This is a genomic window from Pseudoxanthomonas sp. (assembly GCF_027498035.1).
Taxonomy (GTDB): Bacteria; Pseudomonadota; Gammaproteobacteria; order Xanthomonadales; family Xanthomonadaceae; genus Pseudoxanthomonas_A.
On the sequence record NZ_CP114978.1, the window covers coordinates 3,494,979 to 3,509,945 of the forward strand.

The 14,967-nt window shown below is 68.1% G+C and carries 14 protein-coding genes and 1 pseudogene; all 15 read left to right on the forward strand.

Annotated features, from left to right (window positions below; all coding sequences use genetic code 11):
- The first annotated feature begins 73 nt into the window (after nt 1–73).
- A complete protein-coding gene (locus O8I58_RS15265) occupies nt 74–2,014 on the forward strand; it encodes a S8 family serine peptidase (protein ID WP_298317877.1) in 1,941 nt (646 codons plus the stop codon).
- A 116-nt stretch (nt 2,015–2,130) separates the two neighbouring features.
- On the forward strand, nt 2,131–3,867 hold the full coding sequence (gene gspE, locus O8I58_RS15270) for a type II secretion system ATPase GspE (protein ID WP_298317880.1): 1,737 nt from the start codon (nt 2,131–2,133) through the stop codon (nt 3,865–3,867).
- Nucleotides 3,868–3,959: 92 nt separating this feature from the next.
- Nucleotides 3,960–4,298: a GIY-YIG nuclease family protein gene (locus O8I58_RS15275; protein WP_298317883.1), complete on the forward strand. Its 339-nt coding sequence runs from the start codon at nt 3,960–3,962 to the stop codon at nt 4,296–4,298.
- Between the two features lie 42 nt (nt 4,299–4,340).
- The gene (locus tag O8I58_RS15280; RefSeq protein ID WP_298317886.1) at nt 4,341–5,558 is read left to right on the forward strand and encodes a type II secretion system protein XpsF; all 1,218 of its coding nucleotides are present in this window, start codon (nt 4,341–4,343) and stop codon (nt 5,556–5,558) included.
- Nucleotides 5,559–5,607: 49 nt separating this feature from the next.
- Nucleotides 5,608–6,045 carry a type II secretion system major pseudopilin GspG gene (gene gspG, locus O8I58_RS15285; protein ID WP_298317888.1) on the forward strand — a complete coding sequence of 146 codons (438 nt, stop codon included), beginning with the start codon at nt 5,608–5,610 and terminating at the stop codon, nt 6,043–6,045.
- Nucleotides 6,046–6,053: 8 nt separating this feature from the next.
- Nucleotides 6,054–6,530, forward strand: a complete 477-nt coding sequence (locus O8I58_RS15290) for a type II secretion system protein XpsH (RefSeq protein ID WP_298317889.1) — start codon at nt 6,054–6,056, stop codon at nt 6,528–6,530.
- Nucleotides 6,527–6,955, forward strand: a complete 429-nt coding sequence (locus O8I58_RS15295; RefSeq protein ID WP_298317892.1) for a type II secretion system protein XpsI — start codon at nt 6,527–6,529, stop codon at nt 6,953–6,955. Before O8I58_RS15290 ends, O8I58_RS15295 begins: the two co-directional genes overlap by 4 nt.
- Nucleotides 6,952–7,593 (forward strand): prepilin-type N-terminal cleavage/methylation domain-containing protein, encoded by a 642-nt coding sequence (locus tag O8I58_RS15300; protein ID WP_298317895.1) that lies wholly within the window; start codon nt 6,952–6,954, stop codon nt 7,591–7,593. The genes O8I58_RS15295 and O8I58_RS15300 overlap by 4 nt, the downstream gene beginning before the upstream one ends.
- A complete protein-coding gene (locus O8I58_RS15305) occupies nt 7,590–8,444 on the forward strand; it encodes a type II secretion system minor pseudopilin (protein WP_298317898.1) in 855 nt (284 codons plus the stop codon). Before O8I58_RS15300 ends, O8I58_RS15305 begins: the two co-directional genes overlap by 4 nt.
- Nucleotides 8,441–9,586 carry a PilN domain-containing protein gene (locus O8I58_RS15310; RefSeq protein ID WP_298317900.1) on the forward strand — a complete coding sequence of 382 codons (1,146 nt, stop codon included), beginning with the start codon at nt 8,441–8,443 and terminating at the stop codon, nt 9,584–9,586. The genes O8I58_RS15305 and O8I58_RS15310 overlap by 4 nt, the downstream gene beginning before the upstream one ends.
- Nucleotides 9,576–10,178, forward strand: a pseudogene (gene gspM, locus O8I58_RS15315) (type II secretion system protein GspM); the annotation flags it as partial. The gene O8I58_RS15310 and the pseudogene gspM, both read left to right, overlap by 11 nt.
- Nucleotides 10,179–10,201: 23 nt before the next feature.
- Nucleotides 10,202–11,011, forward strand: coding sequence for a type II secretion system protein, XpsN-like (locus O8I58_RS15320; protein WP_298317903.1), 810 nt, complete (start codon nt 10,202–10,204; stop codon nt 11,009–11,011).
- Between the two features lie 9 nt (nt 11,012–11,020).
- Nucleotides 11,021–13,291, forward strand: a complete 2,271-nt coding sequence (gene gspD, locus O8I58_RS15325; protein ID WP_298317907.1) for a type II secretion system secretin GspD — start codon at nt 11,021–11,023, stop codon at nt 13,289–13,291.
- The gene (locus O8I58_RS15330) at nt 13,288–14,133 is read left to right on the forward strand and encodes a glycosyltransferase family 2 protein (RefSeq protein ID WP_298317910.1); all 846 of its coding nucleotides are present in this window, start codon (nt 13,288–13,290) and stop codon (nt 14,131–14,133) included. Before gspD ends, O8I58_RS15330 begins: the two co-directional genes overlap by 4 nt.
- Entirely contained in the window at nt 14,117–14,965 is an 849-nt protein-coding gene (locus O8I58_RS15335) for a glycosyltransferase family 2 protein (RefSeq protein WP_298317912.1), read from the forward strand. Before O8I58_RS15330 ends, O8I58_RS15335 begins: the two co-directional genes overlap by 17 nt.
- Nucleotides 14,966–14,967: the final 2 nt, after the last annotated feature.

Consider the following 14,967-nt stretch of genomic DNA (forward strand, 5'->3'; position numbering starts at 1 on the left):
CGGGAACAGGGTGGGGCGATTCCGTCGTAGGCAGGCCGAGCATCTTCATTTCGCTACTAAGGGACTTCAAGCAATGAAAACCAGACATCTCAGCGCGGCCGTATCCGCCATCGTTCTCGCGATTGCCATCGCGCCTGCGGCACATGCTGCAAAGGCCGGGCTGACCGCCAAGGTGTTGCCGATGGCGCCTGCGGCCCAGGGAGAAGAGGCCAAGGTCGGTCGCTTCATCATCACTTACGCCGATGGCACGACCGCCAAGGCCAGTGCTTCCACGGTGGCGAAGAATGCGTCCGGTGCGCTGTCGCGCGCAGGCCTGTCATCGACCGGCAAGGCCGCGTCGGCCACCTACCTGCGCAAGCTGGCCACCGGTGCCGAACTGGTGAAGACCTCGCGCAAGCTGGATCGCGTTGAAGCCGAGGCCTTCATGCGCCAGATCGCGGCTGATCCCAACGTGGTGAGCGTGCAGGCCGACCAGCTGCGTCGGCCGGTCCGTGACCTGCAGGCGCCGGCCTCGCTGAAGCCGGCCACCTTCACTCCCAGCGATACCTATTACGGCGCCTACCAGTGGCACCTGAAGGCACCGGACGGCACCGCGACCGTGGACGGCGTGGCCAATGTTGGCGGCAGCAACGTCAACAACGCCTGGGACCTGGCCGACGGCACCGGCATCACCATCGCCGTGCTGGATACCGGCATCACCACGCACGTCGACGTCGATACCTCGCTGGGCGATGCCGGTTACGACTTCATCACCGACAGCCTGGTGTCCGGCCGCGCGACCGATGGCCGCGTTGCCGGCGGCTGGGATACCGGTGACTGGACGACCGAGGAGCCCTGGTTGAGCGAATGCACCAATGCCAGCAATCCGCCCGAGGACAGCTCCTGGCACGGCACCCACGTGGCCAGCACCGCCGGCGCGGAGCTGACCAACAACGCACGCGGCATGGCCGGTGTCGCCTATGGCGCCAAGGTGCTGCCGGTGCGCGTGCTCGGACACTGCGGCGGTTACGACAGCGACATCGCCGACGCCATCATCTGGGCGGCCGGCGGCACGGTGGCGGGCGTTCCGGCCAACACCCATCCGGCGCAGGTCATCAACCTGAGCCTGGGTGGTAGTGGCGTGTGCACCGCTTCCAGCGTCACCGGGCTGGCCGTGGCGCAGGCCAACGCGCTGGGTGCGTCGGTGGTGGTGTCGGCCGGCAACAGCAATGCCGACGCGGCCAACTTCTCGCCGGCCAGCTGCCCCGGCGTCATCACCGTGGCCTCCACCGGCATCACCAGCAAGCGGGCGTATTACTCCAACTACGGCACCTCGGTTGAAATCGCCGCGCCTGGCGGCGGTGTCTATGCCAACGATGGTTCTTCCGGCACCGCGGTGGACGATGGGTTCGTCTGGCAGGCGCTGAACTCGGGCGCGACCACGCCGGTGGCCAACGACACCAGCTACAACGGTTATGCCGGTACCTCGCAGGCGGCACCGCACGTGAGCGGCGTGGTCGCGTTGATGCAGGGTGCGCGACTGGATGCGGGCCTGCCGTTGCTGACGCCCACCGAAGTGGTCGCCCTGTTGCAAAGCAGTGCCCACACGCCTGTTGTGCCGCCCACCAGTGGTCGCGAGATCGGTGCAGGCATCGTGGACGCCGGCGCTGCGGTGCAGTCGGCCATCGGCTTCGTGCCGTGCGATCCGGAGACTGAAACCTGCGGCCCGGTTGCCACGCCATTGGCCAACAAGGCCAGTGTCACGGTGTCGGGTGCGGCAGGCTCGGAAACCCTGTACAGCTTCGAGGCCATCGCCGGAAAGACGCTCTCTTTCATCACCCTGGGCGGGACCGGCAACGTGTCGCTGTACGTAAGCCTGGATGAAGAACCCACCAGCACCAGCTTCGACGCAAAATCCACCCGCGCGGGCAACAACGAGACGGTGCGCTTCACCGCGCCCAAGGCGGGTACGTACTACATCAAGCTAGTCGGAACCGCCGCTTATGCCGGCGTCACGCTGACTGCGCGCCAGTAATTGATCCAAGGATGTGATCCAGGCCCCGACCCGCAAGGTCGGGGCTTTTTGTTGGGCGTTGCAGCCCGGCGGCCCCTGCTAAAGTGTCCGGACTTCAGCGCCAATGGATGCCATGCGTGAATGCGGTTTCGCCCTTGATCGACAGTGCGGTGGCAACGTCCGGCGCCGACGAGCGCGTGGTGATGGCGTTGCTGGCCAAGGGCCGCTTGAAGGAGGTCGATCTGGCGCGTGCGCGGCGGCTGCAGGAAGAGACCGGCGGCAGCGTGCTGACCCTGCTGCTGCGGCTGGGGTTGGTGTCCGAACGCGACCACGCTGAAACCAGTGCCCAGGTACTGGGCCTGACGCTGCTGTCGGCCAAGCAGCTGCCTGAAGTGGCGCCGGAACTCCCGGAAGACGTCGCGCTGTCGCTGCGCTTCCTCAAGCAGTTCCATGTCTGCCCGCTGGGCGATGCCGATGGTGCGCTGAACCTGTGGGTGGCCGAGCCCTGCGATCCCTATGCAACCGATGCGGTGCAGATGGCGATCGGCCGTCCGGTACGCGCACTGGTCGGGCTGCGCTCGGAGATCGACGACATCATCGAACGCTGGCACGGCCAGGGCCGCAGCGCGATGGGCGCCATCGTCGAGAACGCCGATGGCGACACCAGTGGCGACCTGGACGATGTCGAACACCTGCGCGACCTGGCCTCCGAGGCGCCGGTCATCCGGCTGGTGAACCTGGTGATCCAGCGGGCGGTGGAACTGCGTTCCTCCGACATCCACATCGAGCCTTTCGAAAGCCGGTTGAAGGTGCGTTATCGCGTCGATGGCGTGCTGGAAGAAGGCGAAAGCCCGCCGGCCAACCTGACCGCCGCGGTGATCAGCCGCATCAAGATCATGGCCCGGCTGAACATCGCCGAGCGTCGCCTGCCGCAGGACGGCCGCATCCAGCTGCGCGTGCAGGGCAAGGAGCTGGACCTGCGCGTGAGCACCGTGCCGACCGCGCATGGCGAAAGCGTGGTGATGCGATTGCTGGACCGCGAAACCGTGGTGTTCGATTTCCAGCGCCTCGGCTTCACCGATGAATTCCTGCCGCAGTTCCTCAAAGTCCTTGAGCAGCCGCACGGCATCCTGCTGGTCACCGGCCCGACCGGTTCGGGCAAGACCACCACGCTGTACACCGCGCTAAGCCAGCTCAACACCGCCGACGTCAAGATCATCACCGTCGAGGACCCGGTCGAATACCAGATCGAAGGCCTCAACCAGATCCATGTGAAGCCACAGATCGGCCTGGATTTCGCCAGCGCGCTGCGCAGCATCGTGCGCCAGGACCCGGACATCATCATGATCGGCGAAATGCGCGACCTGGAAACCGCGCGCATCGCGATCCAGTCCGCGCTCACCGGCCACCTGGTGCTGTCCACGCTGCACACCAACAACGCGGCCGGCGGCATCACCCGCATGCTCGACATGGGCGTGGAGGACTACCTGCTGACCTCCACCATCAACGGCATCCTGGCCCAGCGCCTGGTCCGCCGGCTGGAGCCCACGCATGCCGAACGCTATCCGGCCACGCCGGAGGAAATCGCGAGGTTCAACCTGCGCCGCTTCCAGCCCGAAGGCGAGATCCTGTTGTATCGCTCGCGCGGTTCGGCGATCGCGCCGACCGGCTACCTGGGCCGCACCACCATCACCGAATTCCTGGTGATGGACGACGAACTGCGTCGCGCGGTGATGCGCCACGCCGGCATGGGCGAGATCGAAGACCTGGCCCGCAAGGCCGGCATGCGCACCATGTACGAAGACGGCATCGCCAAGGCCCTGGCCGGCATGACCACCATCGAGGAAGTGCTGCGGGTGACGGAGGATGCGTGATCTTCCTGCTCTGCAGTTGAAGTGCCCACGCATGAAGTCAGGTTTCGTCATTCCCGCGTACGCGGGAATCCATGGACGTTCAAGGAAGAACGATGGCCAAACAGTCTTGCGTCTATCTGCTGGCCAGCAGTCGCAACGGCACGCTCTATGTGGGCGTGACAAGCAACTTGGTCGGCCGCACTTGGCAGCATCGGGAGCATGCTGTCCAAGGGTTCACGCATCGGCACGAGGTGGCGCGGCTGGTTTGGTACGAGATGCACGACACGATGGAATCGGCGATTGTTCGCGAGAAGCGAATCAAGAAGTGGCGACGCGACTGGAAGCTTCAGCTGATCGATGCATTCAATCCTTCCTGGAGGGATCTGTGGCCGGATATCGTCGGAGAAGTGCCAAGGGCGTACGTCCTTGGATTCCCGCGTTCGCGGGAATGACGGATCGATGTTGAGCGACGTCCGCATGCCGAGGTTCCGGTAATGCCCCTCTACCGCTACAAAGCCCTCAACGCGCGTGGCGATGTGCTGGAGGCGCAGATGGAAGCGGCCAGCGAGGCCGAGGTGGTCGCGCGCCTGCAGGAGCAGGGTCATCTGCCGATGGAAGCCAGGCTGGCGTCCGAAGGCGGTGGGCTGGGGTCGTTCAAGTCGCTGCTGCAGCCCAATGCGTTCGGTGGGCAGCGGCTGGTGTTGTTCACGCAGCAGCTGGCGACGCTGCTCGGTGCAGGACAGCCGCTGGATCGCGCGTTGACGATCCTGCTGGAGCTGCCGGACGAGGACAAGGCGCGCAACATCGTGGCCGATATCCGCGAAGCCGTGCGCGGTGGCGCACCGCTGTCCACCGCATTGGAGCGCCAGCACGGTACCTTCTCGCGGCTGTACATCAACATGGTGCGCGCGGGCGAAGCCGGCGGCAGCCTGCACGACACCTTGCAGCGGCTGGCCGATTACCTGGAACGCAGCCGCGCGCTGCAAGGCCGCATCGTCAATGCGCTGATCTATCCGGCGATCCTGCTGGTGGTGGTCGGCCTGGCGATGCTGTTCCTGCTGGGTTATGTCGTGCCGCAGTTTTCGCAGATGTATGAAAGCCTGGACGTGGCGCTGCCGTGGTTCACCCGGATCGTGTTGGCCATTGGCCAGTTCGTCGCCGGCTGGTGGTTGCTGCTGCTCGCGATTCCCGCGGTGCTGGCGCTGTGGGCCGACCGCAAGCGGCGCGACATCGCATTCCGCGACCGTTTCGATGCGTGGGTCCTGCAGCGCAAGCTGGTCGGTTCGCTGATCGCGCGCATGGAAACCGCGCGGCTCGCACGCACGCTGGGCACGCTGCTGCGCAACGGCGTGCCGCTGCTGGGTGCGCTGGGCATCGCCCGAAACGTGCTGGGCAATCGTGCGCTGGCGGCCGATGTCGATAGCGCCGCCGAGGCCGTCAAGAACGGCCGCGCGCTGTCCACCTCGCTCGGCGCCGGCAAGCGCTTCCCGCGGCTGGCGCTGCAGATGATGCAGGTGGGCGAGGAGTCCGGCGCGCTGGACGCGATGCTGCTCAAGACCGCCGATACGTTCGAAGCACAGACCGCGCAGGCGCTGGACCGCATGCTGGCGGCGCTGGTCCCGGCGGTGACGCTGGTGCTGGCGGCCGTCGTGGGCGCGGTCATCATCGCGGTGCTGGTGCCGCTGTACGATCTGGCTGGCGCCATCAACTAGTTTGTTGAACCTTTCCCCCGCACACGCTTTACGTAACGGAAGACCGCACATGCACAACCGACGCTCCCTGTCCCGCCTGCCCACCCGTGCCCACCAGGCCGGTTTCACCTTGATGGAAATCATCGTGGTGGTGATCCTGATCGGCGGCATCGTCGCCTTCGCCGCGACCCGCATCCTGGGCAACGCCGACCGTGCCAAGGTCAACCTGGCGCGCGCGCAGGTGCAGACGGTGGCCGAGAAGATCCAGCAGTTCGAGATGGACACCGGCCGCCTGCCGGGCTCGCTGGGTGAACTGGTCACCGCGCCGGGCGATGCCACTGGCTGGCTGGGCCCGTACGCGAAAGAGACCGAACTGAAGGACCCCTGGAACCATCAGTACCAGTACGCCGTGCCAGGCCAGGACGGCCCGTTCGACCTGATCAGCCTGGGCAAGGATGGCCAGCCCGGCGGCGACAGCGTCAACGCCGATATTCCGTACCAGAACTGAGCCGCTCCATGCGCCACCGCGCGCCCGGTGCCCGCGGTCCCGTCCGGGGCTTCACGCTGATCGAAGTGCTGATGGTGATCGCGTTGATCGCGCTCATCGGCAGCATGACGGCCGTGGCGATGAGTGGCGGGCTGCAGGGCATCCGCCTGCGCGCGGCGTCCAAGGACATCGCCTCGCAGCTGCGCTATACCCGCGCCCAGGCCATCGCCAGCGGCCAGCCGCAGCGCTTCGTGATCAATCCGTCCGGGCATGTGTATGCGTCGCCGGGCAAGCGCAACGGCCGCATTCCCGAACAGATCGGCATCCGCTTCTACGGGGCGCGCCAGGCCAGTGCGCAGGCGGGCGAGGGCGCGATCATCTTCTATCCCGATGGCGCGTCCACCGGCGGCAGCGTGGAGCTGTCGGCCAAGCAAGCCGTGCGCAAGGTCAGCGTGGCCTGGCTCACCGGCGAAGTTCGGCTGGAAACCCCGGGGGCGCCGCCGTGATCGCTGCGCGTCGCCAACGCGGCTTCACGCTGATCGAAGTGGTGGTCGCCTTCGGCCTGCTGGCGTTGGCGCTGACCTTGCTGCTGGGCGCGTTGTCGGGCGCGGCGCGACAGATCCACCAGGCCGGCATGTCCGGCCGGGCGGCCTTGCATGCACAGACGATCCTGGCCCAGGTCGGCGCCGGCGCTGGGCTGGAACCAGGACATGACGAAGGCGATCTGGAGCAGGGTCGCTATCACTGGCGCCTGGACATCGCGCCATGGACCGACCCGCGCCTGCCCACTGATGGCCTGGTCAACACCGGCGCGGCGCGGTTGCTGGAAGTGCAGCTGACCGTGGCCTGGGGCGCGCGCCCCGGCGAGCAGATGCAATGGCGCAGCCTGCGCCTGGCCCAGGCCGAAGGCACGGTTGGGGCCTCGCCATGAGCCGCCGCGCGCAACAGGGCTTCACCTTGATGGAAATCCTGCTGGCCACGCTGCTGCTGGCAGCCGGGCTGGCGGTGGGGTTCGCCACGCTGCGCGCGGCCACCGCGATGGTCCACCGTGGCGAAGTCACCGCGGCCCGCAACGAGCGCATCCGCGCGGTGCAGGGATTCCTGCGCAGTCACCTGGCCTCGGCGCAGGTGATTGCCTATGCGCTGGATGACCAGAACGGTGTCGCCAGCCGGTTTTCCGGCACGCCCACGCAGATGCGGTTCGTGGCCGATATCCCCGACTACCTGGGCCGCGGTGGTCCGTACCTGCACGAGGTCGAGGCGGTCGATGACGGCACCCGCCTGCAGGTCGGGCTGGTGATGGTGCAGGCCGGTCAGACCATCGCCGAGCCGGGCACGCCGCGCCCACCGGAACTGCTGGCCGACCAGCTGAAATCGGTGCGCTTCCGCTACCGCGGCCTGGCTGAAGATGGCAACGGCCTGGGCGACTGGCAGGACGGCTGGAGCCAGGTCGAAACCCTGCCGGTGCAGGTCTCGATCGACATCGAAGCCGCCGACGGCACGCGCTGGCCGGACATGGTCGTCACCCTGGCCCAGGGCAGCGGTGCCAGTCACGAGGTCACCCCATGAGCTGCTCGCGCCAGCGCGGTGTCGCGCTGCTGCTGGTGGTGTGGTTGATCGCGCTGCTGACCGCATTGATCGGCGCTTTCGCCATCACCGCGCGGGTCGAATCGCTGCAGGGCCGCGTGCTGGCGCAGGGCAGCGTGGCCCAGGAAATCGCCCGGGCTGGCCTGGAATATGCGCTGCAGCGCGTGGCCGACACCGACGCGCGTACCCGCTGGGTGCCCGATGGCCGTCCTTATGCCTGGAACTACGCCGGCAGCCAGCTGCAGGTGCAGCTGGTGGATGAAACCGGCAAGGTCGACCTGAACCAGGCCGACGCCCAGACCCTGGCCAGCCTGCTGCGCGCGGTCGGCGTGGACGAGGCGCAGGCCCAGCAGCCGGCTGGCGCGGTGGTGGACTGGCGTGACAGCGATTCGCTCATCCAGGTCACCGGCGGTGCCGAAGACCCGCAATACGCCGAGGCCGGGCTGCCCTATGGCGCCAAGGACGCGCCGTTCGAAACCGTGGGCGAGGTCGAACAGGTCCTGGGCTGGACCCCGGCGATCTACGCCAGGGTGCGCCCGTACCTGACGATTTATGCAGGCCGCAGCCGGCCTGATCCCACTTATGCGCAGGGACCGGTGCTGACGGCATTGGGCATGGATCCCAATCTGGTGCTTGCCCAGCGCCAGGGCGCCGCCGGACAGCCGGTCGGGCTCGTGGGTCAGGGAACCGGCACGTATAGTGTCGAGAGCCGCGCACGGCTCCCCGATGGCCGCCAAGCGGTGCTGCGGGCGGTGGTGCGCGTGGGGGGCGGTCCGACGCCGGGCGCCATGTACACGACGTTGCGTTGGGAGGAAGGTTGGGAACCCCGATGAAGACACCCCGCGCAGGGACGTCGGTGCTGCCGGGCCTGGGGCGCTCGATGGGCGCCGCCAGTCGCTTTTTCACCTGGTGGCGCGATGCGCTGGCCAGCTGGCTTCCGGCCCGCTGGCGGACGCTGTTTGGCCTGGCGGCCGAACGCCTGTTGCTGGTGCCGCAGGATGGCGAAGCACGGCTGCTCAAGACCGGTCATGCCGGCATGGAGCCACTGACGGCGCTGCCTTTGCCACTGGCCGCGGCCGAACTCGATGCGGTGCTGTCGCCGCGCCTGGCCAGCCTGCCGCGCTGGAGCCTGCTGCCCGCCGTGCAGGTGCTGCGCCGTCCCCTGTTGTTGCCGGCTGCCGCGGCCGAGCGCCTGCGCGAGGTGGTCGGCTTCGAGATCGACCGGCAGACCCCGTTTTCCGCAGACGCGGTGTATTTCGATGCGTGCATCATCGGCCGTCGCGCCGATGGCCAGATCGAGGCCGAACTGGTCGTGGTCCGTCGCCAGGGCGTGGACCGCGCGCTGGAGGCGCTGGGTCCGGTCGCGCAAGGCCTGGCCGGCCTGGATGTCGCCGATGCCGGTGGCCAGCCGCTTGGCGTCAACCTGCTGCCGCCGTCGCTGCGCGTGCGCCAGGTCAGCCCGGCCCGCACCTGGAACCTGATCGCGGTCGTGGTCGCGCTGCTGGCTCTGGTCTTCGCTGGCTGGCAGGTGCTGTCCAACCGCCGTGCCGCCGCCGATGCCTTCGCTGTGCAGGTCGAACGCAGCGCCGCCCAGGCCCGTGGCGTGGCCGCGCAGCGCCAGCAGCTGGTCAATCTGGTGGAAGGTGCGAAATTCCTGCAGGCCCAACGCGCCGCGCGCCCGACCACGGTCGAGATCCTGGATGAACTCACCCGCCTGCTGCCCGACAACACCTACCTGGAAAAGGTCTCGATCGAAGGCGACCGCCTCCTGCTGATCGGCCTGAGCCCGGAAGCGCCGGGCCTGGTCAAGCTGCTGGAAGGCTCGAAGCTGTGGACTTCGCCCGCATTGACCGGCGCGCTGCAGATGGATCGCCGCACCCGCCTGGACCGCTTCAGCATGACCGCCCAGCTGGCCGGTCCCAAGCCGCCGTCGAACACTGCACCGGCTGCCGGCAGGAGCGCCCATGGCCGCTAGGACCGCACAACAGGATCGCTGGCTGGCGCTGGGCCTGCTGCTGGCTGCGCTGGCGCTGAGCTACCTGGTGCTGGTGCATCCGTGGTGGACGGTGCCGATGCGCGAGGTTGGCGCGCGTATCGAAGAATCGCAGTCACGCGAACTGCGCGTGCGCACCCAGCTGCAGCAGCGTCCGCAGGTCGAACGCCAGCTGGCTGCGGCGCAGGCAGCGCTGGGCAATCGCCCCGGCTTCCTGTCCGAACCTTCCGCCGAACTGGCCACCGCGGCGCTGACCCAGCGCCTGGAAACCGTGGTCGGCCAGGCCAGCCCCGGTAACCGCAGCTGCGCGATCACCAACCGCTCGCCGTTCCCGGCCGGCGCCAGCGGACGCTTCCCGCGCGTGGTGGTGCAGGTGACCCTGCGCTGCGGCGTGCCGGAAACCGCCGCGGTCCTGCATGCGCTGGAATCGGGCAGCCCGCGCCTGTTCGTGGACAACCTCAACATCCTGGCGCAGAGCTTCAACTTCCGCACGCCCAATGCCGAAGACCAGAGCGGCGGCCTCAACGTCAGCTTCGATCTGTCCGGCTACCTGAAGCCAACGGCTGCCGCACCGGCGCCCTGCGCGTGGAGGTGCCCGTGCGCAGTGAAGCCATCGGTCCGCGCACCTGGCTGCTGCTGGCCGTTGCCGGCTGGGCCGTGCTGGCCTGGCTGCTGGCGCTGGCCGGCATGGGCAGCCGCATCGTGTCGTTGCCGGATGACCCCAGCCTGGTGCAGGCGTTGCCGGCGTTGCCGGCGCCGGCGCCGGAACGACTGGGGCCGCTTGAGCAGTATTCGGAGATCGGCGGCCGCCCGGTGTTCGCCTCCGACCGGCAGCCGCACCCGTTCTTCCTGGAAGGCCAGGGCGGCGAGCAGGTCGACAAGGGATTCGACTACGTGCTGACCAGCGTGCTGATCACCCCACGCGTGCGCCTGGCCATCGTGCAGTCGCCCGGTGATGGTGGTCCTGCGTCGGCCGTGCGGGTGAAAGTGGGCGAAGCCCTGGCCTCGTCCCCCGCCTGGCGCCTGGCCGAACTGGAGCCGCGTCGGGCCGTGTTCGAAGGTCCCGAAGGCCAGCGCACGCTGGAACTGCGCGTGTTCGATGGCCAGGGCGGCGAAGCGCCGACCCAACTGGCATCGGCGCAGCCGAACACCGCGCGGCCCCGCCCCCCCGCCGGACCTTCACCGCCACCGCGTCCAGCCAACACGCCGCCATCCGAGCGACCGTCACCCTCCGACACCCAGGGCCGCGGTGCACCGCCGTCGGCCGATGCCGCCGATCCAGCACCGCCCGCGCCTGCCCCGCAGACCACCGAGCAGCAGATGCAGGCCATCCGCGAGCGCATCGAAGCGCGCCGCCGGCAGATGCGCGAACAACAGAATTCCGGTACGCCGGGAACGACCAAGTAGAGTGAAGACATGACGTCACGCACCGCCTTTCTTTTCAGTGTCCTGCTGGGTCTGTTGGCCGGCTGCGCCACCGCGCCGGTCCCCACCGTGCAGCGCCAGGGCAACACCGCCAATCCGGAAGCCACCGCCGGTGCGACCGCGCAGACCTCGCCACTGACATCGGCCGAGCCACCGGAAGCCGGTCCGCAGGCGCAGATCCACCGTGGCACCGGCCAGGTGATCAACCGCAGCGCCGCCGCGGCCGCGCCGCCGGCGTTGTCCGGCGCCACCAGCGGCAGCGCGACCTTCAACTTCGAAGGCGAATCGCTGCCGGCCGTGGTCAAGGCGATCCTGGGCGACATGCTGGGACAGAACTACGTCATCGCCCCGGGCGTGCAGGGCACGGTCACCCTGGCCACGCCGCATCCGGTCTCCCCGGCGCAGGCGCTGTCGCTGCTGGAGCAGGTCCTGAGCTGGAACAACGCGCGCATGGTCTATGCCGACGGCCGCTACAACATCGTGCCGGCCGACCAGGCGTTGCAGGGCACGGTGGCGCCGCGTTCGGGCGATGCGGGCAACGCCCGTGGCTATGAAGTGCGCGTGGTGCCACTGCGCTTCATCGCCGCCAACGAGATGAAGAAGATCCTGGAGCCCTACGCGCGCAGCAACGCGGTCATCGGCACCGATCCCACCCGCAACATCATCACCATCAGCGGCTCACGCAGCGAGCTGGAAAACTACCTGCGCACCATCCAGATCTTCGACGTCGACTGGCTGTCGGGCATGTCGGTGGGCGTGTTCCCGCTGGAAACCGGGCAGGCCACCAAGGTCGTGGCCGACCTGGAGAAGGTCTTCGGCGAAAGCAGCAAGACGCCCAGCGCCGGCATGTTCCGCTTCATGCCGCTGGAAGGCTCCAACGCGGTGATGGTGATCACCCCGCAGGCGTCCTACCTGGACCAGATCCGCGACTGGCTGGACCGGATCGACAGCGCCGGCGACACCCCGCGGCTGTTCTCGTACGAGTTGAAGTACATCAAGGCGCGGGACCTGGCGCAGCGTTTGTCAGAGGTCTTTGGCACGGGCAGCGGGCGTGGTTCGCAGTCTTCGGAATCCTCGCTGGTGCCGGGCAGCGTGGCCGGCGCGCTGAGTTCCGATCCATTTTCCAGCAGCCAGAACGGGACGCGCGACAGCAGCTCGGGGAGCAGTTCCTCGTTCGATTCGAGCAGCGGGCTGTCCTCGGGCAGCAGCGACGCCTCCGGTGGTGGCCTGGGCAGCAGCGGCTCCAGCCTGCAACTGGGCCAGCGCCAGGAAGGCAACGGCGCGGTCACCCTGGAAGTGGAAGGCAGCAAGGTCGGCGTGGCCGCGGTCGAGGAAACCAACTCGCTGCTTGTGCGTGCCAGCGGAACCGCATGGCGCTCGATCCGCGATGTCATCGACAAGCTGGACGTCATGCCGATGCAGGTCCACATCGAGGCCCAGGTGGCCGAGGTTAACCTGACCGGCGATTTGAGCTATGGCGTGAACTGGTACTTTGAGCAGGCGGTCAATGCACCGATCGATTCGGGCGCGGTGACTAGCGTGATCGGAACCGGTGCCGGATTGACCAGTGCCGCCGGCCGTAACATCTGGGGCGATATCGCTGGCACCGTGGGTAGCGGCGGCCTGGGTTGGACGTTCCTGGGCAAGAACGCCGCCGCGGTGATCAGTGCGCTGGACAAGGTCACCAACGTGCGCATCCTGCAGAGCCCGTCGGTGTTCGTGCGCAACAACGCACTGGCCCAGCTCAAGGTGGGCCAACAGATCCCGATCAACACCTATTCGGTCAACACCAGCACCAGCAGCGACAACACCTACAGCTCGGTCCAGTACAAGGACACCGGCGTGATCCTCAACGTGCGTCCGCGGGTGACCAAGGACGGCACGGTGTTCATGGAGATCGCCCAGGAAGTCAGCACGCCCGGCGCCTCGACCTGCAGCGCCGATTCGACCAGCTGCAACGTGCCGATCAACACGCGCTTCGTGAAGACCGAGGCGGCGGTCCAGAGTGGCGACACGATCCTGCTGGCTGGCCTGATCAACGACAAGGTCGAGAACGGCAGCAACGGAGTGCCATTCCTGAGCAAGCTGCCGGTGGTCGGGGCGCTGTTCGGGCAGAAAACGCAGGGCACCTCGCGCAACGAAGTCATCGTGTTGATCACCCCGACCATCGTGCGCAATCCGCAGGAAGCGCGGAACCTCACCGACGAATACAGCCAGCGGTTCCGCGCGATGGAACCGTTGAACCCGCCGAAGGGCAAGTGAGTCTAACTTCCGCTGCTGCATTGCCGGTCATCCTGCTGCCCGTCGGCGTGGACGACGAGGCGCTGGATGCCTGCCTGGCCGCGCTCGATGCGGGGACGCCGGCGGGTACCCAGGTCTGGCTGGCCGACGATGCGCAGAGCGGCCCGCGTGGCGCGGCGCTGATCCGGCGCTGGCTGGCCAATACGCGATTGAAGGCCGATTACACGCGTCGGTCGCAGCCGTTGGGCGAGGTCGCGCACCTGGATGAAATGCTCACCGCCTGCGCCGGCATGGACGTGGTGGTGCTGGCCCCCGATGCACAGCCGCTGCCGGGTTGGTTGACGCACCTGGCGGCGTGCTTGGCCAGCGATGCCTCCATCGCCACCGCCACGCCCTGGTGCAACGCTGGCGAATCGGCTGCATGGCCGCGCCTGGGCGAGGTCTCGCCACCGCCAGCTGATCCGCAGCGCACCGCGCAGGCTTGCGCGGCGATGGCGGCGACCTATCCGGAATTGCCGGCGGCCGTGAGCCATGCGGTCGCCTTGCGTGGCCGTGCCCGCGCACGCGCAGGTGGGCTGGACCCGCATAGCTACCAGAGCGGGTATGCGGCCTTGATCGACCTGTCGCTGCGTCTGTCCGGCCTGGGCTGGCGCAACGTGTTGTGCGAGACCGCGTTCGTTGCCCGTGGCAGTGAAGGTGGCCCGGCCGACGGCGACATGGATGCGCTGGCAACGCGCTGGCCGGACTGGAATGCGCGGCTGGCGCGGTTCCTCATGAACGATCCCCTGCACGAGGTCCGCGCGCGCCTGGACGCGTGCCACGCGCAGGTGGGAACGGAGTTGCAGCGTGAACTCTTCGGCTGACGCGGGCGGCATCGCCGCGGTGGTGGTCACCCACCAGAGTGCCTCGACCATCGACGCCTGCCTGACCCGGCTGCGCGCCGCGCGTGACGTGGTCCAGATCCGAGTGGTCGACAACGCCTCGAACGATGGCACGCTGGAACTGGTCCAGCGCCATGCGGCGCGCGATCCGCGCGTGCACTTCATCGGCAATCCGGACAACCCTGGTTTCTCGGTGGGCTGCAACCAGGGCGCTGCCGATTCGAACGCGCCATGGCTGGCCTTCGTCAATCCGGACCTGATGGTCGAGGCCGATTCGCTGGTGCGCCTGCGGGCCCATGCACAGGGCGCGCAGCTGTGGCTGCTGGGCGTGGACCTGGTCGACGAAGCCGGCCAGCGCGATGCCGCCGCACGCCGTCGTGACCCCGATTTCGGCGCGATGCTGCGCACGGCCGGTCGCGCCGGCCAGCTCGGCGTGCCGGCGGACGACAGCCGCGTCGTGCAGGATGTGGATGCGGCTTCGGGTGCCTTGATGTTCATGGCGCGCGGTCTGTTCGAGCGGCTGGGCGGCTTCGACACCGGTTATCGCCTGCATGCCGAAGACCTGGACCTGTGCCGTCGCGCGCGCCTGGCCGGTGCGCGCGTGGCGGTGGCCAACGACGTGCGCGTGTTGCACATCCGCGGCGTCTCCAGTCGCGCGCGCCCGCTGTTCGTCGAATGGCACAAGCATCGCGGACTGTGGCGCTACTTCCAGAAGTTCGAAGCATCGCGCCGTGCGCCGCCCATCCGGATCGGCGTGTGGGGCGTGATCTGGGCGCATTTCGCCATCGCCGCAACGGTGCGTCTGCTGCGCTGAGC

Bases quoted from the DNA above. Each gene is read 5' to 3' on its own strand.
- O8I58_RS15265 (WP_298317877.1), top strand. From the start codon at position 74: ATGAAAACCAGACATCTCAGCGCGGCCGTATCCGCCATCGTTCTCGCG.
- O8I58_RS15275 (WP_298317883.1), top strand. From the start codon at position 3,960: ATGGCCAAACAGTCTTGCGTCTATCTGCTGGCCAGCAGTCGCAACGGC.
- O8I58_RS15280 (WP_298317886.1), top strand. From the start codon at position 4,341: ATGCCCCTCTACCGCTACAAAGCCCTCAACGCGCGTGGCGATGTGCTG.
- gspG (WP_298317888.1), top strand. From the start codon at position 5,608: ATGCACAACCGACGCTCCCTGTCCCGCCTGCCCACCCGTGCCCACCAG.
- O8I58_RS15290 (WP_298317889.1), top strand. From the start codon at position 6,054: ATGCGCCACCGCGCGCCCGGTGCCCGCGGTCCCGTCCGGGGCTTCACG.
- O8I58_RS15300 (WP_298317895.1), top strand. From the start codon at position 6,952: ATGAGCCGCCGCGCGCAACAGGGCTTCACCTTGATGGAAATCCTGCTG.
- O8I58_RS15305 (WP_298317898.1), top strand. From the start codon at position 7,590: ATGAGCTGCTCGCGCCAGCGCGGTGTCGCGCTGCTGCTGGTGGTGTGG.
- O8I58_RS15310 (WP_298317900.1), top strand. From the start codon at position 8,441: ATGAAGACACCCCGCGCAGGGACGTCGGTGCTGCCGGGCCTGGGGCGC.
- gspD (WP_298317907.1), top strand. From the start codon at position 11,021: ATGACGTCACGCACCGCCTTTCTTTTCAGTGTCCTGCTGGGTCTGTTG.